A 24,764-nucleotide genomic window follows, 5' to 3' on the forward strand; every position below is an offset into this window, starting at 1 on the left:
AATATAATAAATTTTTAGGAGAGTGACAAGAAGTGAGCAAGTACACAAAAAGCGACATTCAAAAGTTTGTAAAAGAGCAAGAAGTTAATTTTATCCGTTTACAATTTTCCGATATTCTTGGAACGATTAAAAATGTTGAGATACCTGTCAGCCAGCTTGACAAAGCTCTCGATAATAAAATGATGTTTGATGGTTCTTCAATTGAAGGTTTCGTTCGTATTGAAGAATCTGACATGTACTTAGTTCCAGATTTAAATACGTGGGTTGTCTTCCCATGGATTACGGGTAAAGGCAAAGTCGCACGTTTAATTTGTGACGTTAACAAAGCTGATGGAACACCTTTCGCTGGAGATCCACGCAGTAACTTAAAACGTGTATTAAAAGAAATGGAAGAGTTAGGATTTACAAGCTTTAACTTAGGACCTGAACCTGAATTTTTCTTATTCAAATTAGATGAACGCGGTGAACCAACACTTGAATTAAATGATACAGGTGGATATTTCGATTTAGCACCAATGGACTTAGGCGAAAACTGCCGACGTGATATTGTTCTAGAATTAGAAGAAATGGGCTTTGAAATCGAAGCTTCTCACCATGAAGTAGCACCAGGACAACATGAAATTGACTTTAAATATGCAGATGCTGTTACAGCATGTGATAACATTCAAACATTTAAATTAGTTGTTAAGACAATCGCACGTAAGCACGGATTACATGCTACATTTATGCCTAAACCATTATTTGGTGTAAACGGTTCAGGAATGCACATGAACGTGTCATTATTTAATGGAAAAGACAATGCTTTCTTTGACGAGTCTGGTGATCTTAAGTTAAGTGAAACAGCTTATCAATTCATGGCAGGTATTTTGAAACATGTTCAAGGATTTACAGCGATTACTAATCCTACTGTTAACTCTTACAAACGACTAGTGCCAGGATATGAAGCGCCTTGTTATGTAGCTTGGTCTGCTCAAAACCGTAGCCCGCTAATTCGTATTCCATCTTCTCGTGGTGTAAGTACACGCGTAGAAGTACGTTCAGTAGATCCAGCAGCTAATCCATATCTTGCGATGGCTGTAATCTTAAAAGCTGGTCTTGACGGTATCAAAAACAAAATGACACCACCACCAGCTGTTGACCGTAACATTTATGTGATGAATAAAGAAGAACGTCGTGCTAATGGCGTTGAAGATCTTCCAGCTACGTTATATGCAGCTTTAGAAGAACTTGGGAAAAACAAAACGATTCGTGAAGCACTTGGTGAACATATTTATGCTAATTTCGTGGATTCAAAAGAAATCGAATGGGATATGTTCCGTACATCTGTACACCCATGGGAACGCGAACAGTATTTGAAAATGTATTAAAATAAAAGCGTGGGAGCCAATTGCTCTCACGCTTTTTTCATTGGGTTCAGTCAGACTATACATTTTGTGTAACGTGCGTTTGAACTAGATGAAAATGTACTCTTTCATTCATACTTCTAAATCTACAGCATTCTTAAACATAGTCTTTCTTGGAAATAATAACTACTGATCCCGTTCTATTACCGCTAAATAATTCACAGTTCACCCAATCTATTGACGTAATTTGTTTTCTAAATCATTTTTTAGTAAAACAATTGATTCATTGGATTAAAAGTTTGAAATACGGGTATAATCTACTAGGATTAATTATTTAGTAACTAGCACTAAGCTTTCTTTGTTTAGTATTCAAGGAGAATTTAGTGGAGGTGATTAAATGAGGAAAGTCCAAGGGTTAAAAAGATTAATTGCTTATTTTGATTCAGTTAATTACCCGATGACTGAAGATGATTTAATTGTTCTTTTGACTCAAAAAGAAATCCCTCATACCAGTCCTATTAGCACGATTCTTATTTTCGATCTAAATCATATTGACTGGTGGATTAAAGAACAAAATAAAATAAAGTAAAGCCAAAACCCTACTTTCTAGTGGGGTTTTGTGCTTTTATATAAGTAATTAAGGATGTTATAGGAATAATCACTTCAATTGAGTTCATAATGAAGGAGAATGATTTACTGTTGTAATATGATTTTGTAGATTTACGTGAAATATAAAATTTTAAACTGTACAATACGACATTGAAAATTCAATCAGTTGTTATGTGAGCTGGTTTCTAGTAGAATGAGTACTGATTTTGTTTTATGAAAAGAGGGTATCAAATGAAAACATCTATATTTGGATTAACATTAGAACAGCTAACTACTTGGCTTCTAGATAATGGACAAAAAAAATACCGTGCAGAACAAATTTGGGATTGGTTATATATAAAACGTATTACTGAGTTTGCACAAATGGCCAACGTGAGTAAAGAATGTATACAATTATTAGAAGATAACTTTGTTCTTTACACGCTGGAACAAAGTGTTAAACAAGAATCAGCAGACGGAACGATTAAATTCTTGTTTAAGATGCAGGATGGAAACTTAATTGAAACGGTATTAATGCGATTTAAGTATGGCTCTTCAGTTTGTGTTACGACACAAGTAGGGTGTAATATTGGCTGCAGTTTTTGTGCCAGTGGACTATTGAAAAAGAGTCGTGATTTATCTTCAGGAGAAATTGTGGAGCAAATTATGAAAGTTCAACAACATCTTGATGAAGTGAAAAAAGAAGAACGTGTTAGCCATATTGTTGTAATGGGTATTGGTGAACCATTTGATAATTACACGAACTTAATGAGCTTCTTAAGTGTTGTTAACTCTCAAAAAGGGCTTGCAATCGGTGCTCGACATATTACGGTATCGACAAGTGGAATCGTACCAAAAATTTACGATTACGCAGATGAAGGTCTTCAAGTGAATTTAGCTATATCAATTCATGCTCCTACCAATGAATTACGTACACGCATAATGAAAATCAATAAAGCTTATCCAATTGAAAAACTGATGGATGCTATTGATTATTACCTAGAAAAAACAAACCGACGAATTACGTTTGAATATATCCTACTACGCGATGTAAACGATCACGTAGAAGAAGCCGTTAAGTTAGCGAAACTTCTTGAAAACAAACGTCACCTTTCATACGTCAACTTAATTCCTTACAACCCGGTTGATGAACATGGGCAATACCAACAAAGTACTCCTGAAGCAATTAGTGCGTTTTACGATGCACTTAAGAAAAAGGGAATTAACTGTGGTGTACGCCATGAACAAGGAGCCGACATCGACGCTGCTTGTGGTCAATTAAGAAGTAAGCAAATTAAAAAAGCCGACAAAGTACAAGCCTAACTATACCAAAAAAACGCTTCTCACAATGAGAAGCGTTTTTTTACATTCTACTAACACCTTGTTGCCAACCTCAGGAGGAAAATAAGATAATTTTAAGGAAGCTTACAACTCCATGATGCGAATATATTATGAGGAGCTAGTGAGATTTGGAGTGCATCTTACTGAAAGAGTAACGTACTCATTTTTAAATACAAAAAAAAAGATGCAGTCCCAAGATATAGGACAGTAATTTTGTACAACCCGGAAGGAAGAGCAAAGCGTCAACCTGTACTCGATTTCTCAAAAGCCACAGCCTTCCATTGTAAAATGGATCACGTTTCTAGTAAAGGATTCGTCAGAAGCATTCAAGATACCCTAGTGCAGTAATTGGGCCAACAAAGGACTGGTAGTGTCCTTTTTTGCTATTAAAAATAAATCATTAATTAAATACTAGTTCCTATTAGTTATACATAAGATAAAGTAACACCACATCAAAAAAGGAGGATCGAAGTGAGCGAAACGAAAAATCAAGCACCTTTTGATAAAATGATGATAGTTCGTACGGTCGTTTTATTTTTTGCTTGGATTAATCAGTATTTGGTCATGAAGGGAAATAGTCCGTTACCATTTACTCCTGAAGAGTACCAAGTTGGAGCAACAGCACTTATAACGTTTATAGCTTCTATGTGGGCTTGGTGGAAAAATAACGATGTGCGCTTCAAAGCTCGACGCAATACACAGTATTTGAGAGATAAAGGATTAAAATAAATCAATCATTCAAATAGTAGCATTTCATGAAAAAGAACACAAAAAGGCCGACTGAAGATGAAAATGTCAGTCGGCGTGATATCGGCTCAACAACAGTGTAGCATAATATTGAATACTGGTAAAGCAGCAAATTAATCTTCTGAAGAACTATAAAAAAGTCCCTTACACTAAAGTAAAGTGTAAGGGCTTTTAACTTACTTAATGGAGGTGACGGTAAACGCCTACAACTTTCCCTAGTATCGAAACTTTCTCGACGATAATTGGCTCCATAGATGAATTTTCTGGTTGAAGTCGGAAGTAGGATTCTTCTTTAAAGAAACGTTTAACAGTTGCTTCGTCGTCTTCAGTCATAGCAACGACGATTTCGCCGTTATTAGCAGTTTGTTGTTGTTTTACAACAACATAGTCACCGTTTAAAATTCCGGCTTCAATCATACTATCGCCCATTATTTCTAACATAAATAAATTGTCTTCGTTAGTGCCAAACGTTTCTGGTAGTGGGAAGAATTCTTCTATATTTTCAATGGCTGTGATAGGTAATCCCGCAGTAACTTTACCGATTAACGGTACATTTACTACGTTCGGACGAAATTCAACCAAGTTATCAAACTCTAAAATTTCAATCGCACGTGGTTTAGTAGGATCTCGTCTAATTAATCCTTTGCTTTCTAATCTAGCTAAGTGACCATGAACTGTGGAACTAGAAGCAAGCCCTACCGCTTCTCCAATTTCTCTCACGGATGGTGGATATCCTTTTTTTCGAACTTCATCTTTTATAAAAGCCATTATATCTTCTTGTCGTTTCGATACTTTTTTCAACTAGTTCACCTCTTCACCTAATGGTTTTTCTCTTACTAACTACGTTTAGTATATCAATTGGTATATTAAAATGCAAACATAGGTTCTAATTATTGTTGACAAGAAACATGTGTTCGGTTTATAGTGAAAATACAAATTACGAACAAACATTCGATTCGAGGAGGAATTAAAATGAATTGGTTCAAGAACAATCCATTTATTTCGTTATTAATAGGTGTAATCTTTAGTTGTGCATTAGTTTTTGTGCTTGGTGTTGCTGAGCAGGAAGAATCCCATAATGAAATATTTATAAAAGATGGAGATACTCTTTGGACGTTGTCTGATAAATATAGAGGAAATACACCAAAGCAAGATTGGATTTCAGAAGTCATGTTAGCAAATAATTTAAATACGCAAATGATCCATTCAGGTGATTCACTTGTAATTCCAAATTCACTTGATCAGTATGCTCCTGACCAAGGTGTAGAATATGCTGGAGATTCGGAGTAATGGCAAATTCTAATTCTGCTGTTCTTTATTGTCGTGTAAGTACTGATAAAGAAGCACAAGAAACTTCTTTAACTAGACAAGAAGAAGAGTTACGCAAATTCGCACAAGATCAAAATTTTTTTGTAAGAGATGTTTTCCTTGATCAACATAGTGGGTATTCTGTTGAACGAGAAGGGTTACTTGATATGCTTGATTATATTAAAAACCATTCAATAACAACTGTATTTATACAAGATGAGACTCGTCTGGGCAGAGGGAATTCACGTATGGCAATATTGCATATGTTGAAGAAATTAGATGTACAAATAATATCTTTAAATGATGGTGGATCTATTCGCTTAAATGAAATGGATACGATGATGCTCGAAATTTTAGCAATTGTAGAAGAGTATCAACGAAAATTGCATAATGCCAAAATACGAAGAGGCATGAGAAGAGCGGTAGAACATGGCTTTAAACCAGAAAAAAATCTGAAGGATCAAGGTAATCCTGAAGGTAGAGAAAGAAAAGAAATTCCAATTGATGAAATTGTGAAATTACGTAATAATGGCCTGACATACGCAGAAATCGCGTCAACTTTAAGAGGCTTCGGTTTTCCGGTTAGTAAAGCTACAGTTCATCGTAGGTATATAGAATATAAAGAAAGACTTGGAGGGTAAATACTTGCGCTCTGAGTCTTTTTTGCATACCTTTTAATAAGGTTATTAGAAGAAAGGTGTGAAATTAATGTTACCTCCAGACAAAATTGCTCGAATTAACGAGCTATCAAAAAAATCAAAATCAATTGGTCTAACAATAGAAGAAGCTAAAGAGCAAACATCTTTACGTAAAGAATATTTAGAAACGTTTCGTTCTTCTATGAAAACCACGATAGAAAATGTGAAAGTAGTGGACCCAGAAGGCAATGATGTTACACCCGATAAAATAAAATCAATTAAAGAAAAGAAATTTCTGAATTAAATCAACATTGGGCAAACCATTGTCAGTTCGTCGAAAGTTGACTACACTAAATGGAGAAGAAAACTTTTGTTTCAGAGAGGAAGTTAAATATGTCTCAACACGTAGATGAATTAGCTATTAGCACTATCCGCACATTATCAATCGATGCAATTGAAAAAGCAAATTCAGGTCATCCAGGTTTACCAATGGGTGCGGCTCCAATGGCGTACACATTATGGACGAAACATTTAAGTCATAATCCAGCAAATCCAACATGGTTCAATCGTGACCGTTTTGTTCTTTCTGCAGGGCACGGTTCTATGTTACTTTATAGCTTATTGCACTTAGGTGGATATGATTTACCAATGGAAGAGATCAAAAACTTCCGTCAATGGGGTTCTAAAACACCAGGTCATCCTGAGTATGGTCATACATCAGGAGTAGAAGCAACAACTGGTCCACTTGGACAAGGAATCGGGATGTCAGTTGGTATGGCTATGGCTGAGCGTCATTTAGCTGCAGTCTACAATAAACCAAACCATGAAGTTGTAGATCATTACACGTTTGCATTATGTGGGGATGGAGATTTAATGGAAGGTGTTGCAGCAGAATCGATTTCTCTTGCGGGACACTTACAATTGGACAAATTAATTGTTCTTTACGATAGCAATGATATTTCTCTAGATGGTGATTTGAATAAATCTTTCTCAGAAAAAATTCAAAAACGTTTTGAATCATATGGCTGGAACTATTTACACGTAGCAGATGGAAATTCACTTGAAGATTTAAACAATGCAATTGAATCAGCAAAAAATCATAAAGGTCAACCTACATTAATTGAAGTTAAAACGGTTATTGGTTTCGGTTCTCCAAATAGATCAGGTAAATCTGATGCACACGGGATGCCATTAGGTAAGGATGAATCTTTATTAACAAAAGAAAGTTACAAATGGACTTTTGAAGAAGATTTCCATGTGCCTGAAGAAGTATATGCAGAGTTCAAAAAAGCTGCAGAACAACTTGGCGGCGCTAATGAAACATCTTGGAATGAATTATTTAACTCATACAAAGCGGAGTATCCGGAACTTGCAGTACAATTTGAACTAGCAATAAAAGGACAACTTCCTGAAAATTATGCTTCAGAAATTCCTGTCTACGAGGTTGGTAAGTCACTTGCTACTCGTGCTTCATCAGGTGAAGTGTTAAACGCTATTGCAAAAACTGTACCTTCGTTCTTCGGAGGCAGCGCGGATTTAGCAGGTTCGAACAAAACGACAATAAAAGGTACTGGTGATTTCTCAAGCGACTCTTATGAAGGTCGTAACATTTGGTTCGGTGTTCGTGAGTTTGCTATGGGTGCTGCCTTAAACGGTATGGCTCTTCATGGTGGATTGCATGTGTTCGGTGGAACATTCTTCGTGTTCAGCGACTATGTAAGACCAGCTGTACGTCTATCTGCTTTAATGGGACTACCTGTGACGTATGTATTTACACATGACAGCGTTGCTGTTGGTGAAGATGGTCCTACACATGAACCTGTAGAACAACTAGCTTCATTACGTGCGATGCCTAATTTGTCGGTTATTCGTCCTGCGGATGCTAACGAATCTGCAGAAGCTTGGAAGCTGGCTGTATCATCTAAATCTGTACCAACTGCATTAATTTTATCAAGACAAAACCTACCTGTTCTTGAGCATTCTGCAGAGCTTGCGGCTGAAGGTGTTGCAAAAGGAGCTTACGTTGTATCTCCTGCTAATAAAGAACAAGCAGACGTCTTATTATTAGCAACTGGTTCTGAAGTATCTCTTGCAGTCGATGCACAACATGCATTAGCTGAAGAAGGAATTGATGTTGCAGTAATTTCTATGCCTTCTTGGGATCGTTTTGAAAAACAAGATGCTGAGTATAAAAATAGCGTATTGCCGAAAACTGTGAAAAAACGTTTAGCAATCGAAATGGGTGTTTCATTCGGTTGGGAACGATACACAGGAGATGAAGGTAGTATTTTAGGAATCGACCGTTTCGGTGCAAGTGCACCAGGGGAGATTATTATGAAAGAGTTTGGTTTCACAAAAGAAAATGTTGTAGCACGAGTGAAATCTTTACTAAATAAATAACGAAAAAAAACAAGTAGTGCGCATTCGCCACTACTTGTTTTTTTTCGTCAATAATAGTGACAGTGAAAAATCGCAGTTCGACAACCTTTTCGACATTGCCGCTTTATACTTAAATAAAAAAGTGGGGGTATATCAAATGCGTACATATAAAATTTTTCATATAAAAAAAGAATACCAACCTTTCGTTTTAGGTCGTGAAAAAATGTTGCAAGAAATATTAGGAAAAGATCAAAAACAAAGTGATATAGATAATAATGAAATGACGTATGTATGTGAGAAAATTGATGAAGGCTTTGTCAAACAGACATTGGAAAGAAAACTAAGTCGCTTGTTTGAACATAAAGAGCAAGAACCAAAGAAACTAGTACTGGAACATCCATTGAAAGGTTCTATTCGAATAAAATTTGAACCTTATTGTGTACATGTATGGTGTAAAGGATCTCATATGTTGGATCTGGACCTATTTGCAGGATTGTCTGATTCAAGTGACTGTTATATGGCTTTTCAACAAGAAGAGGCTACTTACGGGTGGTTGAAGCCAATTAAGATAGGGTCGATCCACTCATTTACAGAAATTCTAGACTTCGTCTAGTAAGGACAAGGGTTTTGTTGTATAATCCTTCTTGGAGATAAAAACCCAAGTTAAACACCGAGAAGGGGGAAAACAACAATGCAATTATGGTTAGCAATTACTTTAATCATCGTAGCGTTATTAGCTGGAGCTGCAATAGGTTTCTATGCTGCACGTCAATATATGATGAAGTATCTAAAAGAAAACCCACCAATCAACGAACAAATGCTTCGCATGATGATGGCTCAAATGGGTCGTAAACCATCTGAAAAACAAGTAAAACAAATGATGAATCAAATGAATAAAACACAAAAATAAAAATAGCACTCGCTTAGAGTGCTATTTTTATTTATTTCGGTAAAAGATGATACGTGTGTAAAAATTCAGCTACCGTTTTTTCATATTCATCAGTATTTTGATTAAAGGATTGTGCATGTGCGCCTACTTCAAATAGTTTTAATTGTTTAGGACCCTGCTTTAAGTCGTAAAGCTCTTGTGTCATTGCTGGTAAAATAAAATCGTCAAGTAAGCTGTGAATAAATAACACCGGTTTCTCAATATGTGTAACAGCCTCTCTTGGAGACACTAGTTTCATGGAATAACCATCTCTTACACGCAAAAATACATCTGCTAATTTTAAAGCATAAATTGTTCGAAGTGGAGTTTCTTTTTTCATTAAATACATAAGTTGATCGGTAAAATCCGAAAAGGCGCAATCAGCGATATAGAAGTGAGCATGATCTTCTAGTGTACCTGCGTACAAAATAGTCGTAGCAGCTCCCATGGACTCACCATGAATGCCGATAATCGCTTCTTCACCAGCATACTCTTTTACTGCCTTTACAACTGCTTGCAAATCCTTTTTTTCATAATGGCCAAAACTCGTCGTTTTTCCTCCAGAGTCACCGTGGCGCCTATGGTCATAGACAACAGAATTAAAACCCAAGCGCTCAAACAGTCTTGCATATTTCACGGAATTAATTTTGTTTTCGGTAACTCCATGACAAATGACTACAAAATTATTGGTCTTCAATGGTTCTAAAAATATCGCTTTCACTGGATAACCGTTTGGACTATCAATCCATTTTTCGGTTTTTTGCACAGAATTAAACCATGCTTCATCAAATCTCTTCGCAGTAATTTCTCGATCTAAAATAAACGCGTCGTCTTTTTTCTTCATATACATTAAGCGGCTTGTTAACATAAAACCAAAAACCGCCGCTCCCGCGGTCATAATACTCGAAAGAATACTGGTGATCCAGAGAATGCGACGCTTCATGGGGATTCCTCCTATGCTTGTTGTTGTATTTGATATAACCTAAACATTCCCGTATCAATTGGTCTTGAAACGAAAGGACTGATAATCGCTACCGCTTCACATAGTAAGTTCTCATCAATTCCTGTTTGAACTCCCATTGTATGTAGCATATTCACCACATCCTCAGTTGCTACATTGCCTGTAGCTCCCGGTGCAAAAGGACATCCACCAAGTCCACCAGCTGATGTATCGAAGCGCGAAACACCTGCTAGTAATGCTGCATAAATATTGGCTAATCCCATTTTTCTTGTATCGTGAAAATGTGCAGTCAATAAAACATCTGGAATTTCACGTAGTAATAGTGAGAATAAGGTATGACTTTCTTGTGGATTGGCCATGCCAATAGTATCTGCCACGTTCAGTTCATCAATACCCCAAGATGAGAACTCTTTACAAAGTGATAACGTATCTTCTTCTGCAATCTTTCCTTCATATGGACAATAAAATGCTGTTGATATGCAAGCCCGCACGAAGTATCCTTGCTGTTTTAGATTTGTAATAAGCGGTTTTAATTCTGCCATGCTCTGAGCGGTTGTTTTGTTAATGTTTTTCATATTGAAAGAATTACTTACCCCTACAAAAACTGCAACACTTTTTGCCCCGACTTGTAATGCTCGTTCCACACCTTTTGAATTGGGTGTCAAGACGAATTGTCTGCCGTGCTTGTGAGCTCGTTCAACGATGGCAGCTGCATCCGCCATTTGTGGAACCCATTTTGGCGAAACAAAAGAAGTGATTTCCATTTCTTGAATGCCTGATGCTTGAAGTGCGTGTATAAACTCTAGTTTATGTTCGGTAGAAACCTCATTTTTTTCATTCTGTAAGCCATCACGTGGACCTACCTCGATAATTGTCACATTGTTTGGTAAACTAAACATATCATCCCTCCTTCATTCTATTGTAATGATGATATAGGGGTGCTAGCAAATATATTTTCATATCGGATTAGGGGGAGTTACATTGTCAACAAGAGAAGTAGTTGTTGTGAGTGCTGTTCGTACAGCAATAGGTTCATTTCAAGGGTCATTAAAAGACGTGCCTGCAACAAAGTTAGGTGCGCTTGTCATAAAAGAGGCATTAATAAAAGCAGGTCTAGAACCAAATCAAGTAAGTGAAGTTATTATGGGGAATGTATTACAAGCAGGACTTGGTCAAAACCCTGCACGTCAAGCAGCAATTTTTGCAGGTCTTCCTGAAACGATTCCATCAATGACAATTAACAAAGTGTGTGGATCTGGATTGAAAGCGGTTCATTTAGCTACACAAGCTATCCTTGCTGGAGATGCTGATATCGTTGTAGCGGGTGGATTTGAAAATATGAGTCAAGCACCTTACTTATTAAAGAATGCCCGTGAAGGATATCGAATGGGCGATCAAAAAGTAGTAGATAGCATGGTTTCTGACGGCTTATGGTGTGCGTTTAATGACTATCATATGGGACAAACAGCAGAAAATTTATGTGATCGTTACGAAATTTCTCGTGAGCAGCAAGATGAATTCGCAGCTCGTTCTCAGGAGCGTGCAGTTCAAGCAATTGATGCAGGGAAATTTAAAGAGGAAATTGTTGCTGTAGAAATTCCACAGCGAAAAGGGGATCCGATTGTTTTTGATACTGACGAATACCCAAAACGTGGCACGACTGCAGATAAATTAGGCAAGTTGCGTCCAGCTTTCAAAAAAGAAGGAAGCGTTACAGCTGGAAATGCATCAGGGATAAACGACGGTGCAGCAGCTGTTGTTGTAATGTCTAGAGAAAAAGCAGATGAGTTAGGTTTAACTCCAATGGCTACGATTGTTGCAAATGCATCTGCAGGTGTTGATCCATCAGTAATGGGAATTGGTCCTGTTCAAGCTGTTAAAAATGTTTTTGCAAAATCAGGACTTTCAATGGAAGATATCGACTTAGTAGAAGCAAATGAAGCTTTTGCAGCTCAATCGATTGCAGTGGACCGTGAACTAACTTTCAATCATGATAAATTAAATGTGAATGGTGGAGCTATTGCATTAGGGCATCCAATCGGAGCCAGTGGTGCACGTATTTTCGTATCATTACTACATGAAATGGCTAAGCAAGATGCAAAAACAGGTTTAGCAACTTTATGTATTGGTGGCGGACAAGGTGTCGCTACAATCGTTAAAAGAGCATAGGTAGAAGGTGAATAGAGATGGCGAAAAAGAAACAACAAGGTCGTAAACAACCTGAACGCTCTGATAGAGAGCAAGGGAACACATTAGCTGACCAACTTCAAAATGACGTAGTAGAAAAATTAAAACTAGCAAAAAAACAGCTACAAGATGTTGAGCGTCTTCAAGAAGAAGAACACCAAGCCCAAGCAGAATTCGACAGGAAACAAAAAGAAAAGAATAAATCATTTGCCGAATTGCTAGATGAGTATGATATGAAAGGCAATAAATTTTAATCTTAAAGCGCCAAAGAGTTTTTATACTCTTGGGCGCTTTTTTAAAAGATAAGTATATAATTTTAGTTCCATAAATCCAGTGTTTCAGGTGTTTTTGGACAACAAGATTGATTCAGCAATATCTTTGCGACGAGTAACCGCAGGAGCAGATGTTTTGGCAGTGACGAGGAGACTGAAGCCATGCCCGCGAAAAGCGTCCACCGTAGCGGAAATCAACAGATAACAATGGTTACTCTTCTTAAAAGGGACGGGCGGACTTTGCCCGGTTTTTCTTAAATGAGAATACCCGAGTGACGACAACTAATGTAATATTATCGCAACTTTTATAGGTAACGTCGTAACTTTTCACGTTATTGTCGCAACTATCCAATTCCCTCCTAATTTTTAGTCATAACAAAAGACCTGATTCGTCAAAACGCGAATCAGGTCTTTCGAAGTCATCTCTTATATCCGATGTCCGGTGTATCGATCTTCTCTTAGTAATTGCTTTACTTGTTCTAGCCTATTAGAAGAAACCGATTGATGATATGCACGCATGGTGCTAATTATTTGGTCTTGTGAACTAGCTCCGGCTAATATAGCAGATACTTGTTTATGTTGTAAAACAAACGCTAGAGCAATACTAGTCAAATCATCTACACTTTGATCTAGTTTTGATACTGTGTCAATTAACGTTTCTTTGCTATATTCTCCGTATCCCTTTGAATGTTCCACACGTTTCATTGCTTCTGCAGTAAGCATCCCTTTTGCGAGTGAACCGCGTGTAACAACAGAGGAGTTATGGCTTTCAATAAGTTCGAACCATTCTTCTGGTCTGCGGTCTAACATACTATATTGCATCATCACCGAACACGCTTCGCTATTTGATAAGAAACGGTCAATAACATTTGGGCGAATGGAGGAAATTCCGTACGCACGAATAATTCCTTCTTTTTTCAAAGATTCAAAAGCATCGACGGCTTCTTCCAAATTGTCTTCTATAGTCCCTCCGTGAAGTTGATATAAATCTAGATAATCTGTTTGTAGGCGGACTAAACTTTCTTTTACTTGAGTCGTAATATATGATTTCGACGAATCCCAAACCCAACCGGAGCCATCCTCATTCCACTTGTTTCCTACCTTTGTCGCAAGGAAGATATCTTGTCGTTTGTCTTTTAATGCATGACCCACTACTTCTTCATTTTGTCCTTTATCATATAAATCAGCTGTATCAAAATAGCTAATACCATGGTCGATAGCAGCATCAACAATTTTTTTAGCTTCTTGCTTGTTTGGGGGAAGAGACATACACCCTAGTCCGATTTCTGAAACAAATAGCCCGCTCTGTCCTAGTTCACGTTTTTTCATCAGTCAGCCTCCTCATTTCATTCATGGTACAATTATGGATGAAAATAAACAAATGGAAAGAGTGGTATACATGAAAAAATATGAAGAAAAATCCATATCTTCTACTCCTATATATGATGGCAAAGTCATTTCGCTTAGAGTAGATGAAGTAACTTTGCCGAACGGTAAAACATCAAAAAGAGAATTAATCAAACACCCTGGTGCGGTGGCTATTATACCAATTACTGCACAAGGGAAAATCGTATTTGTCGAACAATACCGAAAAGCACTAGAACGGTCTCTCATTGAAACCCCAGCAGGTAAACTAGAGCCAGGTGAAGAACCTGCTGTTACAGCAAGAAGAGAGCTGGAAGAAGAAACAGGCTATTGTTGTGAAAAATTAACCCATATACAAACGTTTGCTACTTCACCGGGTTTTGCAGATGAAATCATTCATGTCTATGTTGCAGAAGGGCTTTCTAAAGTTGAAAATCCTGCGGCACTCGATGAAGATGAATTTGTTGAAATCATTGAAGCAACTGTTGAAGAGGCAGAAGAAATGATGAAAAATGGACAAATATTTGATGCGAAAACAGCTTATAGTGTTTTATGGGCAAAAGAATATTTACAAAAAGGATGAATGGATGATACTAGGACACGCATAAGCTAATCTATGAAAGGTAGGTGGCGAATGTTGACTCGGTCATTCCCATTATTATTTTTACTAGGTTTACTTGTTGTCGGATACTTAGGTGGATTGTGGTTGTATTCAAAAATGCCTTATGATCAAGTTGAAAAAGTCATCAATTGGCTCGACCCTAGACTATTAAACGATTATGTTCCTAATGGATTCGATTCCATTCTCCCGCAACTCGTTACTATATTGTTGTTTCTTCTGTTCGCGACACATCTAATTCTGAAATATATGATTCTATTAATCGGGACTATGCGAGCGGTCTTTTGGGGAATATCTTCAGGATATTTAATTGCACAAGAAACGGAATTTTGGGCATATGCTCTTTGGTGGTTCCCTTTCCAATTAATTTATTGCTCTTTACTATTACTTATTGGATTTTTGCTCGTTCCACCACCATCCTCTCAGCATCTGGTTAAAAATCGGAGTTTTAAAGGAATAGGAATACTAAGCATCGTTTATATTGTGCTAACCGGACTTGAATTATTTGTCCTTCCATACATTCATGGTTTATAATCGGTACTAGATTATAATAATTATTAAGTGGTGAATTTCTCTATCTTGTAAAGAGAAAGGCCCTTTTGGTATAATGAAAGAAGTTTGGGGGGGCGTCACATGGAGAGCCGTATTGATCGGATAAAAAAGCAGCTTCATGGTGCGAGCTATAAACTGACGCCACAACGTGAAGCGACAGTTAGAGTGCTACTTGAAAACGAAGAAGATCATTTGAGTGCAGAAGATGTGTACCTTCTTGTTAAAAACAAAGCACCTGATATTGGACTTGCAACAGTGTATCGTACACTGGAACTGCTTACAGAACTAAAAGTAGTTGATAAAATTAACTTTGGAGACGGTGTTTCACGTTACGATTTGCGTCAAGAAGGAGCAGCACACTTCCATCACCATCTCGTATGTATTGAATGTGGAGCCGTAGATGAAATCCAAGAAGATTTGCTTGAGGATGTAGAAATAATCGTTGAAAAAAGGTGGAATTTCCAAATCAAAGACCACCGCTTAACATTCCATGGAATCTGTTGGAGATGTCATGATAAGGATGATGAAAATGAATCGTCTGAATGAACATAGACAACCAACAAAAGGATAGCAGATTGCTATCCTTTTTTATTTGCACTTGAAACAAAAAGTATGCGATAGAATTCAGAATTACCAATATTGAAGAAGTGTTTAAAGGAGGGTTTTACTATGATAGAAATGAAAGACGCAGTCGCAGATTATCTCCATTTTTTAAGGGTCGAGCGACAATTATCCATTAACACATTAACTTCGTATGAAAGAGATCTTCAAGTATACATAAAGGATTTATCAAAAGTTCAACAAATAACTTCATTGAATGAGGTTGAACGAATTCATATTCTTTCCCACTTACAGTCATTGAAAACTAAAGGGAATTCTTCTCGCTCTTTAGCACGTCATATTTCATCGATTCGCTCGTTTCATCAATTTCTATTACGCGAGAAAGTGTCAAACACCGATCCAACTGTGCATTTAGAAATGCCACAAATGGATCGAACGCTTCCGAAAATTTTATCGATTGAAGAAGTGGAGGAATTGATTGCTGCACCCAATATAGCAAAACCTCAAGGATTAAGAGACCGGGCGTTGTTAGAAATACTATACGCAACCGGCATGCGAATCAGTGAGTGTATTTCTTTGAATATGGATGATTTGCACTTAACCATGGGATTTGTTAGATGCTTCGGTAAAGGCGGAAAAGAAAGAATTATTCCATTAGGCTCAACAGCTTTAGCTGCTTGTACCGAATATTTAAAAGAAGGTCGCCCAAAATTGATTAAGCCTACTCATCGCACGGATGTAATATTTGTTAATCAACGAGGAAAAGGTTTAACAAGGCAGGGTGTTTGGAAACTAATGAAAGAACATGCAATGAAAGCGGGAATTCAAAATGAAATAACGCCACATACATTGCGACATTCATTTGCCACCCATTTAATAGAAAATGGGGCGGATTTACGAGCAGTCCAAGAAATGCTAGGTCATGCAGATATATCAACAACTCAAATTTATACGCATGTAAGCAAGACACGATTAAAAGATGTCTATAAACAATTTCATCCTCGTGCATAATTTTTTATAAACATGTCAGATGTCTGACGTGTATTTTTACCAAACTTTTGATAAGATACAGGTAGAAGTTGAAGGAGGATATGTATGTCAAACAAATCATTTAAACGTATTCACTTAGTCGTAATGGATTCAGTAGGAATTGGCGAAGCTCCAGATGCCAAAGCTTTCGGAGACGAAGGTTCTGATACATTAGGTCATATTGCAGAAAAAATGAATGGCCTTAACATGCCTAACCTTGAGAAAATGGGGCTTTCAAACATTCGTCCATTCCAAGGCATACAACCTGTTGATGTTCCTTCATCCCACTACGGGAAAATGCAAGAAGCATCTGTAGGCAAAGATACAATGACTGGTCACTGGGAAATCATGGGCCTTAATATCACAAAACCATTTAAAGTGTATCCAGACGGATTCCCTGATGAATTAATTAAAGCGTTAGAAGAAAAAACGGGACGTACAGTCATTGGCAATAAACCAGCTAGTGGAACTGAAATATTAGATGAGCTAGGACAAGAGCATATGGAAACGGGAGCAATAATCGTCTATACTTCTGCTGACCCTGTCTTGCAAATTGCAGCGCACGAAGAAATTATTCCTCTAGAAGAGTTATATTCTATTTGTGAAATTGCACGTGAATTAACATTAGATTCAGAATATTTAGTAGGACGTGTAATTGCACGCCCATTTAAAGGTCAACCTGGAGCTTTCAAACGCACAACCAATCGTCATGACTATGCGTTAAAACCTTTTGAACGAACTGTGATGAACGAATTAAAAGACGCAAATTATGATGTAATAGCAATCGGCAAAATCTCGGATATTTTTAATAACGAAGGCGTAACTGAATCTTTACGTACAGTAGACAATATGGACGGTATGGATAAGTTAGCACAAGTTGTTAATAAAGATTTCCACGGGATTAGCTTCCTAAACCTTGTTGATTTTGACGCTTTATATGGTCATCGTCGTGATCCAATTGGATACGGCGAAGCTTTAGAAGCATTTGACGCTCGTATGCCAGAAGTATTAAACGCATTAACAAATGAAGATTTATTGATTATTACAGCGGATCATGGAAATGACCCAACTTTCCCAGGCTCAGATCATACACGAGAATATGTACCATTATTAGCTTATTCACCACGTTTTGCAGAAGGTAAAGAACTTCCTCTAAGTGAAACATTTGCTGATATAGGCGCAACAATTGCAGAAAACTTTAACGTACCAATGCCGAAATTTGGTCGCAGTTTTCTTGCTCATTTAAACTAAAGGATAGGTGAACATTCATGAGAATGGTCGATTTAATAGAAAAAAAACGTGATGGAAAAGAACTAACATCACAAGAAATTAATTTCTTCATTGAAAAATATACAAATGGAAACATCCCTGATTATCAAGTAAGTGCTTTATTAATGGCAATCTACTTCCAAGACATGACAGACCGTGAACGTGCAGATTTAACTTTAGCTATGGTAGAGTCAGGTGATCAAATCGATTTATCTGGTATCGAAGGAATCAAGGTAGACAAACATTCAACTGGTGGCGTTGGCGATACAACAACACTTGTCCTTGGACCTTTAGTGGCAGCTTGTGGAGTGCCTGTTGCAAAAATGAGTGGCCGAGGTTTAGGACATACTGGCGGGACGATTGATAAATTAGAAGCAATCGATGGATTCCATGTTGAGTTAACAACAGAACAATTCACAAAACAAGTAAATGAATTAAAATTAGCGGTAATTGGTCAAAGTGGAAATTTAACACCTGCTGATAAGAAACTTTATGCACTTCGTGACGTTACAGGAACTGTCAATAGCATTCCGTTAATAGCAAGTTCAATTATGAGTAAAAAAATCGCTGCAGGTGCAGATGCCATTGTATTAGATGTTAAGACGGGCGAAGGCGCATTCATGAAGACAGTTGAAGACGCACGTTCACTTGCACGTGCAATGGTTCAAATCGGCAACAACGTAGGACGCCAAACAATGGCGATTATTTCTGATATGAGCCAACCATTAGGTTTTGCGATTGGGAACTCATTAGAAGTCAAGGAAGCAATTGATACACTTCGTGGTAAAGGTCCAGCAGACTTAACTGAACTGTGCTTAGTTTTAGGAAGCCAAATGGTTGTAGTTGGTGGAAAAGCGAAGGATCTAGATGAAGCTCGTGCTATGCTTCTTGAAGTAATTGAAAATGGTTCAGCGATTGAAATATTAAAAGGTTTCATTGAAGGTCAAGGTGGTAATCCAGCAGTAGTAGATTCTCCAGAGTTATTACCACAAGCTCAATTCACATTTGAAGTTCCTGCAAAAGAAAGCGGCTATGTATCGTTCATAGAAGCAGATGAAGTAGGGACTGCTGCGATGTTGCTAGGTGCAGGACGTGCTACCAAAGAATCGGAAATCGATCTAGCGGTAGGAATTGTTCTTCATAAGAAAGTAGGCGACGCAGTTAAAGAAGGCGAGTCACTTGCAACAATCCATGCGAATACTGAGAATGTTGATAACGTATTAACCATTCTTTACAAATATATTGAGTTCTCTAAAGATCCAACAACAGCACCAAACTTGATTGAAGAAATCATTACTGAATAGAGTAAAGAATAAAAGCGGTCTCTCCGGAGATCGCTTTTTTGTGTGCAATAGATTTTTAGATGCTGCTCTTCCGGTCAGTATGGGTCACCTTGGCTAATTAGACGTCCTGCTATTCTCAAGAAGAAACTCTATTTAACGCTCATATTTTATATCTAGAAATTCACAGACTGTTTTTACGTATTGCTCTTTTGGATAAGTATTATAAAGTGCACTGGATAATCGAATAGGATCTCCAAAAAAGTACCGTTCGTATTGAATTTGTCTTGTGCCAAATGAACTCATTGTTAAATCCCATGCTAATCGAAATACCTTTATTCGCTCTTCGGCCGTTTTGGTTGAGCCTTGAAGATATTGGCGAATATCTGAACCAATTAAAGAATTAATTGCTTTTTCAGTGGGCAAAGTCACCATACCGCTTGCACCGATTAATTGGATAATTTCACAATATCGTGGATATATTTTCGGAAAGATATTACTGGCAATTTGAAGAGGAGGCAGATGAGGACGCATCGTCCCAAATTCATCTAATTGGCAATCTTGCTCAGATTTCTCAAGAAGAGCCTTCATCGTTTCAAGTCCAATGATGAATTCTGATAGCTTTTCATGAATATGCTGATACTCGCCTACGTTGATGGTCTCCACTATTAGTTGAGCAAGCCCTAACATGAATTCTGACTTAACAATTTGTCTAGTTACGGTTTGATGTAATGCAAAACAATGAAAGGAACTGTTTAAAAGGAAGTTTGCTGATGCTTCAACGTTTCCATAATAGAATACACGATTCCATGGGACTAAAACATGATCAAAGACAACAACAGAATCCATTTCTTCGAATTTCGAGCTAAGTGGATGATTAAAAGCAGAATCTCCACCAACAAAAGATTCCCTGCAGATAAATTTTAATCCTGGTGTATTGGAAGGAATCGAGAAAGCATAGGATTCATCCTCTTGCAAGAAGAGACTTGGTGTACTAAAGACTAGGACTTCATCAGTTAAGCCACCTTGAGTAGCCAGGAGACGTGCACCTTTTATGACTAACCCTTGCTCGTTATGTTCAATCACTTTTGCTGAAATTGGTTCTTTAGAGGAGAAATAATTAAATAATGAACGGTTCACTTGGGGGGTTACAAATGTGTGAGTGAATGTTAAATCTTTACTCATGGCTAATTCATAAATGGACTGGATGTTCTCGGGAAAACACTTTTCTTTTCCCATTAAAAATGGAGCAGAAGATGCGAAACCCATAATAACTGAGTTTAGATAATCTGGACTTCTCCCCATCATCCCCTTGGTCTGTCTTGCCCAATGCTCCATCATTGTTCTTCTCTTTACTAAATCTTCTTTTGTTTTAGGTTGTAAATAGGAAATCCCTGTTGGTTCATTAGTATCAGGTGAAATAAATGTCAATTCATTTAAAAGATGGGGCTCCAGCTGCAGGTCATACAAAGATGCTTTTGTCTGGAGAATTCCCTTAAAAGCAGGGTGATCTGAAATCTTTCCAGTAATCCTTTCTCCATCAAACCATATTTCGGCTTTCAGTTGGTCTAAACGGTCAATTAATTCCTTCCCATTTATTGCTCCCATTATTTCACTCCCATTGTTCAGTCTAAAATAAGATTACTTTTATTATATTCATCAATTTGCAAAGGAGTTTTTTAATGTAATTTTTTGCTCTGTTTTGGAAAGGAAATAAGCAAATCGTTTTTTCTTTATCTAACGAGGTGCATTGCTATTAGAAACTTCTTTGTATAAGAATGAAGATTATCAGCCAGTGTTTTCTCTAAAGAATGGTCTGAAATAAAGAAAGCAGAAAGAGACCGAAATATCATCTTCGGTCGAATATCTACATAAAAGAAGCAACAATTCTTTTGTAAACCAAATGAACTTAACTTTGAATTCAAGTTGCAAGGGAGCGACGGACGCATACCCGCCGCAGGATGATCTGAAAAAAGAAAGGAAGGCGAGTGACGAAGTCACAAGCCCTCCTCTTTATTCCCTAGATCAAGGTGCAGCAAGTATTCGTGCGAAGCGGACTGGAAACTTCTTCGTATCAGTATGGAAATTGTTCTACCGAAGAGACCTGGAAACCATTCCGCTCAAGTGACCAAGTCACAAAGTAACGATGGTGAAATTCCAGTAACAATCTCCTAAAAAAACTTAAACCTTTTTTCATTTGATGTTTAAAGAGATGAAAGATTTTCCATACTACTAATGAATAGGATGATGCAATTTTTGTCGATAAATAAGAGGTTTTCCCTTTATTTGTCAACGACAAGGAATAATACTAACTCACCTCGAATAGTCACGGAAAGGAGGAGTTACTTTATGAAGCATCAACTACTATTTGTCGAAGACGGCATAGCAATTATTCGTTTAAAAGGCGAACTAGATCACCATGCAACACAACTAATCCGTGACGAAATTTCACAATCTCTATACAGAGGAACTCTTCGGGCCATCATCTGGAACTTGCAAGACTTACAGTTTATGGACAGTGCAGGTATTGGACTTATCTTAGGAAGAATGCGAGATTTTGTTCCAACAAACGGACAAACAGTCATTTTACATCCTTCTGAAACGATGAAAAAAATCTTCCAATATTCCGGATTAGGTTCATATGTATGGCCAACAACAGAAGAAGAAACAATCGCAGAGTTAGGGGGTATTTTAAATGGACAATGAAATGACGCTTTCGTTTATTGCCATAAGTGAAAATGAAGGTTTAGCACGTATGGTCATGACGAGTTTTATTGCATCTCTAGACCCAACCATTGATGAATTAGCAGAATTCAAAACAATCGTTTCAGAAGCGGTGACGAATGCCATCATTCATGGTTATGAAGAAGATGGAGAAGGTATTATCACGATTCGAGCAAAGCGGAGTGGACAATCCATAACGATGACTATCACCGATGAAGGAAGAGGTATACCTAACGTGGAACAAGCCATGGAACCTCTGTACACATCAAAGCCAGAAAGAGAACGTTCTGGAATGGGCTTTACCATTATGGAAAGTTTTTCAGATCATTTATCGGTATGGTCAGAGCCTCAGAAAGGAACTGCGATTACCTTTACGAAAGAGTTTTTACCCATTCAATCCAACTTCGTTCTAGGTGAACGATGACGACGCCTATTGGACAACAGCCCGTGTTGTTGACACAAGAAAAAATGCGCGAACTAATCTTTTTGTCTCAAGAAGGAGACAAAGTAGCCCGACAAACAATGGTGGAAGGAAACACCCGTTTAGTCTGGTCGATTGTTCAACGATTCGCTTCACGGGGAGCGGATCTAGAAGACTTATTTCAAATCGGTTGTATTGGATTGATGAAATCAGTAGACAAATTTGATTTGTCATATGAAGTTAAGTTCTCGACCTATGCAGTACCGATGATTATCGGGGAAATTCAACGATTCCTACGAGACGATGGCATGGTAAAAGTGAGTCGTTCGATTAGAGAATTGAGTTTTAAAATCCGTCATGCAACCGATGAATTTATCCGTATCCATGAACGACAACCATCGTTAACGGATCTCGCAAAAACGTTAGATGTCACGATGGACGAACTTGTGTTAGCATCTGATGCTTTACGAGATCCCGCCTCACTCCATGAGCAACTTTTTGAAAGTGAAGGCGATGCATTGACATTAATGGATCAGTTGCGAGACGAACGATCAGAGCGGTCATTTGATCACATTCCACTACGCGATATATTATCAAAACTTGGAAAACGAGAACAAACGATTATTTATCTTCGCTATTATCTAGATTGCACCCAAAGTGATATAGCTGAAAGATTGGGCATTTCTCAAGTACAAGTATCAAGGTTAGAGAAAAAAATACTGAAGCAACTGAAAAGTTGGATGTTGCCTAAGCAAGCAACATTAAAGGATGGATCTCAATAAATCAGTCACTTTTCAACAACATACTAGATGCTGAATCCTTTGTTTATTCGAAGTTTGGAAAAGGAGAAAGTTTTGATGTGGGCGTCAAGAATGCACACGTCTGGTCGATTCCAGCTTTATTTGTTTATATGAACGGGTTAATTGATTCGACAACACTTACTCAAATCTTAACCTTAACTCAAAGTACGCAATCTCAAATGAAACGCAAAACCGAAATTGATGAAATTGAAGCAATGAATAGTTATTTTCCCTATCACTCGGTTACAGTTTATGATTCAAAAGATGCCTGGCTGTCAGCAATTTTAAGCGGTCAGCTAGGCATTGTTACTTCAGGAGGATTTGTTTTCACCATTGATGTTCGTTCCTACCCAGGGAGACAACCTGAAGAGCCTGACAATGAGAAGGTAATTCGTGGATCTCGAGATGGATTTACTGAAAATATCCTTCAAAATACAGCATTGGTTCGTAGAAGAATTCGCGATGTTTCACTTCGATTTGAATTAACTCAACTATCTACCCGTGGAAAAACAGATACAGTGGTCGCTTATATAAAAGGTTTAGCTAATGAAGAACATATCGATTATATTCGCACACGAATGAAAAAAATCCATCATGATGGATTAACGATGACTGATAAGTCGCTCGAAGAGTGGTTATTCAAACAAAAATTTCATCCGGTTCCTTTTGTGCGTTATACCGAACGTGCTGATACATGTGCGGCTCACTTGTTAGAAGGTCATATTGCTATTATTGTGGATACATCTCCATCGGTTATCCTGGTGCCCACAACAATCTTTCATCATTTACAACATGCGGAAGAGTATCGTCAAGCGCCATTGATTGGAACGATTGTTCGATTCTTGCGCTTGTCGGGATTTTTCTTAAGTTTAGTACTATTGCCTTTCTGGTATTTACTTGTCAAAGAGGCAGGGCATGTACCTGATTTTATGTCCTTCATTGGGCCAGAAAAAACTGGAGACGTACCTATTTTCCTTCAAATCGTCATAGCAGATCTCGGTCTTGAATTTTTAAGGCTAGCTGCCATTCATACCCCCACACCTCTTTCTACTGCAATGGGGCTCGTCGCAGCTATTATTATTGGTCAAATTGCAATCGATGTCGGGTTATTTATTCCAGAAGTCGTGTTGTACACAGCCGTTTCTGCGATACTAACATTTGCCTTACCTTCTTATGAATTAAGTGTTGCGGCTAAAATTTTCCGCAATATGCTTTTGTTTGCCACAGTAGGTTTTGGTACCAATGGCTTTTTCATCGGATTGTTATTGTTATTTATGTATTTAGTTTCAATCAAACCTATGGGCGTGCCGTATTTATGGCCACTTGTACCGTTTTTCCCAAAAGCTTTGGCACGCATTCTAGTTCGCTTTCCATCATCCAATGGAGCACTTAGACCGTTCATTGTTCATTCACCTCAACGTAAACGTTCGTAATCCTTCCATTGCATCGTTG

At 37.7% G+C, this 24,764-nt stretch carries 27 protein-coding genes; 22 read left to right on the forward strand and 5 right to left on the reverse strand.

Going from position 1 to position 24,764, the window contains the following annotated elements; all coding sequences use genetic code 11:
• The first annotated feature begins 32 nt into the window (after positions 1–32).
• The 4 genes from glnA (at position 33) to WBG45_RS14905 (ending at position 4,001) form a co-directional block, all read left to right on the forward strand.
• Positions 33–1,367, forward strand: a complete 1,335-nt coding sequence (gene glnA / locus WBG45_RS14890) for a type I glutamate--ammonia ligase (protein ID WP_424415774.1) — start codon at positions 33–35, stop codon at positions 1,365–1,367.
• Positions 1,368–1,740: 373 nt separating this feature from the next.
• On the forward strand, positions 1,741–1,932 hold the full coding sequence (locus tag WBG45_RS14895; RefSeq protein WP_424415776.1) for a hypothetical protein: 192 nt from the start codon (positions 1,741–1,743) through the stop codon (positions 1,930–1,932).
• Between the two features lie 251 nt (positions 1,933–2,183).
• Positions 2,184–3,254 carry a 23S rRNA (adenine(2503)-C(2))-methyltransferase RlmN gene (gene rlmN / locus WBG45_RS14900; protein WP_424415777.1) on the forward strand — a complete coding sequence of 357 codons (1,071 nt, stop codon included), beginning with the start codon at positions 2,184–2,186 and terminating at the stop codon, positions 3,252–3,254.
• A 489-nt stretch (positions 3,255–3,743) separates the two neighbouring features.
• The gene (locus tag WBG45_RS14905) at positions 3,744–4,001 is read left to right on the forward strand and encodes a phage holin (protein WP_424415779.1); all 258 of its coding nucleotides are present in this window, start codon (positions 3,744–3,746) and stop codon (positions 3,999–4,001) included.
• Between the two features lie 198 nt (positions 4,002–4,199).
• On the opposite strand, the gene lexA is transcribed toward WBG45_RS14905, so the two are convergent.
• Positions 4,200–4,820 (reverse strand): transcriptional repressor LexA, encoded by a 621-nt coding sequence (gene lexA, locus WBG45_RS14910; RefSeq protein ID WP_024534929.1) that lies wholly within the window; start codon positions 4,818–4,820, stop codon positions 4,200–4,202.
• A gap of 171 nt (positions 4,821–4,991) precedes the next feature.
• Between lexA and yneA the strand changes: the two genes are divergently transcribed.
• From yneA to WBG45_RS14940, 6 genes are all read left to right on the forward strand, one after another.
• Positions 4,992–5,309 (forward strand): cell division suppressor protein YneA, encoded by a 318-nt coding sequence (gene yneA / locus WBG45_RS14915; RefSeq protein ID WP_424415781.1) that lies wholly within the window; start codon positions 4,992–4,994, stop codon positions 5,307–5,309.
• The gene (locus WBG45_RS14920) at positions 5,309–5,968 is read left to right on the forward strand and encodes a YneB family resolvase-like protein (protein WP_424415783.1); all 660 of its coding nucleotides are present in this window, start codon (positions 5,309–5,311) and stop codon (positions 5,966–5,968) included. The genes yneA and WBG45_RS14920 overlap by 1 nt, the downstream gene beginning before the upstream one ends.
• Before the next feature lie 67 nt (positions 5,969–6,035).
• The gene (locus WBG45_RS14925; protein ID WP_424415785.1) at positions 6,036–6,269 is read left to right on the forward strand and encodes a DUF896 domain-containing protein; all 234 of its coding nucleotides are present in this window, start codon (positions 6,036–6,038) and stop codon (positions 6,267–6,269) included.
• 89 nt (positions 6,270–6,358) lie between these two features.
• Positions 6,359–8,365, forward strand: a complete 2,007-nt coding sequence (gene tkt / locus WBG45_RS14930; RefSeq protein ID WP_424416002.1) for a transketolase — start codon at positions 6,359–6,361, stop codon at positions 8,363–8,365.
• 136 nt (positions 8,366–8,501) lie between these two features.
• Entirely contained in the window at positions 8,502–8,957 is a 456-nt protein-coding gene (gene sirA / locus WBG45_RS14935; RefSeq protein ID WP_024534924.1) for a sporulation inhibitor of replication protein SirA, read from the forward strand.
• A gap of 78 nt (positions 8,958–9,035) precedes the next feature.
• Positions 9,036–9,254 carry a YneF family protein gene (locus tag WBG45_RS14940; RefSeq protein WP_024534923.1) on the forward strand — a complete coding sequence of 73 codons (219 nt, stop codon included), beginning with the start codon at positions 9,036–9,038 and terminating at the stop codon, positions 9,252–9,254.
• A 31-nt stretch (positions 9,255–9,285) separates the two neighbouring features.
• On the opposite strand, the gene WBG45_RS14945 is transcribed toward WBG45_RS14940, so the two are convergent.
• Both WBG45_RS14945 and WBG45_RS14950 read right to left on the reverse strand, forming a co-directional pair.
• Positions 9,286–10,215 carry an alpha/beta hydrolase gene (locus tag WBG45_RS14945; protein ID WP_424415787.1) on the reverse strand — a complete coding sequence of 310 codons (930 nt, stop codon included), beginning with the start codon at positions 10,213–10,215 and terminating at the stop codon, positions 9,286–9,288.
• Positions 10,216–10,226: 11 nt separating this feature from the next.
• A complete protein-coding gene (locus WBG45_RS14950; protein WP_424415789.1) occupies positions 10,227–11,132 on the reverse strand; it encodes a hydroxymethylglutaryl-CoA lyase in 906 nt (301 codons plus the stop codon).
• Between the two features lie 82 nt (positions 11,133–11,214).
• Between WBG45_RS14950 and WBG45_RS14955 the strand changes: the two genes are divergently transcribed.
• Together WBG45_RS14955 and WBG45_RS14960 are read left to right on the forward strand one after the other, a co-directional pair.
• A complete protein-coding gene (locus tag WBG45_RS14955; RefSeq protein WP_424415791.1) occupies positions 11,215–12,402 on the forward strand; it encodes an acetyl-CoA C-acetyltransferase in 1,188 nt (395 codons plus the stop codon).
• 17 nt (positions 12,403–12,419) lie between these two features.
• On the forward strand, positions 12,420–12,674 hold the full coding sequence (locus WBG45_RS14960) for a YqkE family protein (protein WP_424415793.1): 255 nt from the start codon (positions 12,420–12,422) through the stop codon (positions 12,672–12,674).
• Positions 12,675–13,118: 444 nt separating this feature from the next.
• On the opposite strand, the gene WBG45_RS14965 is transcribed toward WBG45_RS14960, so the two are convergent.
• Entirely contained in the window at positions 13,119–14,021 is a 903-nt protein-coding gene (locus WBG45_RS14965) for an aldo/keto reductase (RefSeq protein WP_424415795.1), read from the reverse strand.
• Positions 14,022–14,091: 70 nt separating this feature from the next.
• On the opposite strand from WBG45_RS14965, the gene WBG45_RS14970 reads away from it, so the two are divergent.
• The 6 genes from WBG45_RS14970 (at position 14,092) to WBG45_RS14995 (ending at position 19,391) form a co-directional block, all read left to right on the forward strand.
• The gene (locus tag WBG45_RS14970; RefSeq protein ID WP_424415797.1) at positions 14,092–14,640 is read left to right on the forward strand and encodes an NUDIX domain-containing protein; all 549 of its coding nucleotides are present in this window, start codon (positions 14,092–14,094) and stop codon (positions 14,638–14,640) included.
• A gap of 51 nt (positions 14,641–14,691) precedes the next feature.
• The gene (locus WBG45_RS14975) at positions 14,692–15,210 is read left to right on the forward strand and encodes a hypothetical protein (RefSeq protein WP_424415799.1); all 519 of its coding nucleotides are present in this window, start codon (positions 14,692–14,694) and stop codon (positions 15,208–15,210) included.
• A 99-nt stretch (positions 15,211–15,309) separates the two neighbouring features.
• Entirely contained in the window at positions 15,310–15,774 is a 465-nt protein-coding gene (locus WBG45_RS14980) for a Fur family transcriptional regulator (protein ID WP_424415801.1), read from the forward strand.
• Between the two features lie 123 nt (positions 15,775–15,897).
• Positions 15,898–16,800: a site-specific tyrosine recombinase XerD gene (xerD, locus tag WBG45_RS14985; RefSeq protein WP_424415803.1), complete on the forward strand. Its 903-nt coding sequence runs from the start codon at positions 15,898–15,900 to the stop codon at positions 16,798–16,800.
• Positions 16,801–16,884: 84 nt separating this feature from the next.
• Positions 16,885–18,069: a phosphopentomutase gene (gene deoB, locus WBG45_RS14990; protein WP_424415805.1), complete on the forward strand. Its 1,185-nt coding sequence runs from the start codon at positions 16,885–16,887 to the stop codon at positions 18,067–18,069.
• 17 nt (positions 18,070–18,086) lie between these two features.
• Complete coding sequence (locus tag WBG45_RS14995) at positions 18,087–19,391, forward strand: pyrimidine-nucleoside phosphorylase (RefSeq protein WP_424415807.1); 1,305 nt, start codon at positions 18,087–18,089, stop codon at positions 19,389–19,391.
• 132 nt (positions 19,392–19,523) lie between these two features.
• On the opposite strand, the gene hpaB is transcribed toward WBG45_RS14995, so the two are convergent.
• Entirely contained in the window at positions 19,524–20,975 is a 1,452-nt protein-coding gene (gene hpaB / locus WBG45_RS15000) for a 4-hydroxyphenylacetate 3-monooxygenase, oxygenase component (protein WP_424415808.1), read from the reverse strand.
• Between the two features lie 741 nt (positions 20,976–21,716).
• Between hpaB and WBG45_RS15005 the strand changes: the two genes are divergently transcribed.
• The 4 genes from WBG45_RS15005 to WBG45_RS15020 are packed head-to-tail and all read left to right on the forward strand — an operon-like array spanning position 21,717 to position 24,745.
• Positions 21,717–22,073 carry an STAS domain-containing protein gene (locus WBG45_RS15005; protein WP_424415810.1) on the forward strand — a complete coding sequence of 119 codons (357 nt, stop codon included), beginning with the start codon at positions 21,717–21,719 and terminating at the stop codon, positions 22,071–22,073.
• Positions 22,063–22,515 carry an anti-sigma F factor gene (spoIIAB, locus tag WBG45_RS15010; RefSeq protein ID WP_424415812.1) on the forward strand — a complete coding sequence of 151 codons (453 nt, stop codon included), beginning with the start codon at positions 22,063–22,065 and terminating at the stop codon, positions 22,513–22,515. The genes WBG45_RS15005 and spoIIAB overlap by 11 nt, the downstream gene beginning before the upstream one ends.
• Positions 22,512–23,294 (forward strand): SigF/SigG family RNA polymerase sporulation sigma factor, encoded by a 783-nt coding sequence (locus WBG45_RS15015; RefSeq protein WP_424415814.1) that lies wholly within the window; start codon positions 22,512–22,514, stop codon positions 23,292–23,294. Before spoIIAB ends, WBG45_RS15015 begins: the two co-directional genes overlap by 4 nt.
• On the forward strand, positions 23,291–24,745 hold the full coding sequence (locus WBG45_RS15020; RefSeq protein WP_424416003.1) for a spore germination protein: 1,455 nt from the start codon (positions 23,291–23,293) through the stop codon (positions 24,743–24,745). The genes WBG45_RS15015 and WBG45_RS15020 overlap by 4 nt, the downstream gene beginning before the upstream one ends.
• Positions 24,746–24,764: the final 19 nt, after the last annotated feature.

It is taken from the genome of Paenisporosarcina sp. (assembly GCF_049671445.1).
In the GTDB taxonomy this organism is placed as follows: Bacteria; Bacillota; Bacilli; order Bacillales_A; family Planococcaceae; genus Paenisporosarcina.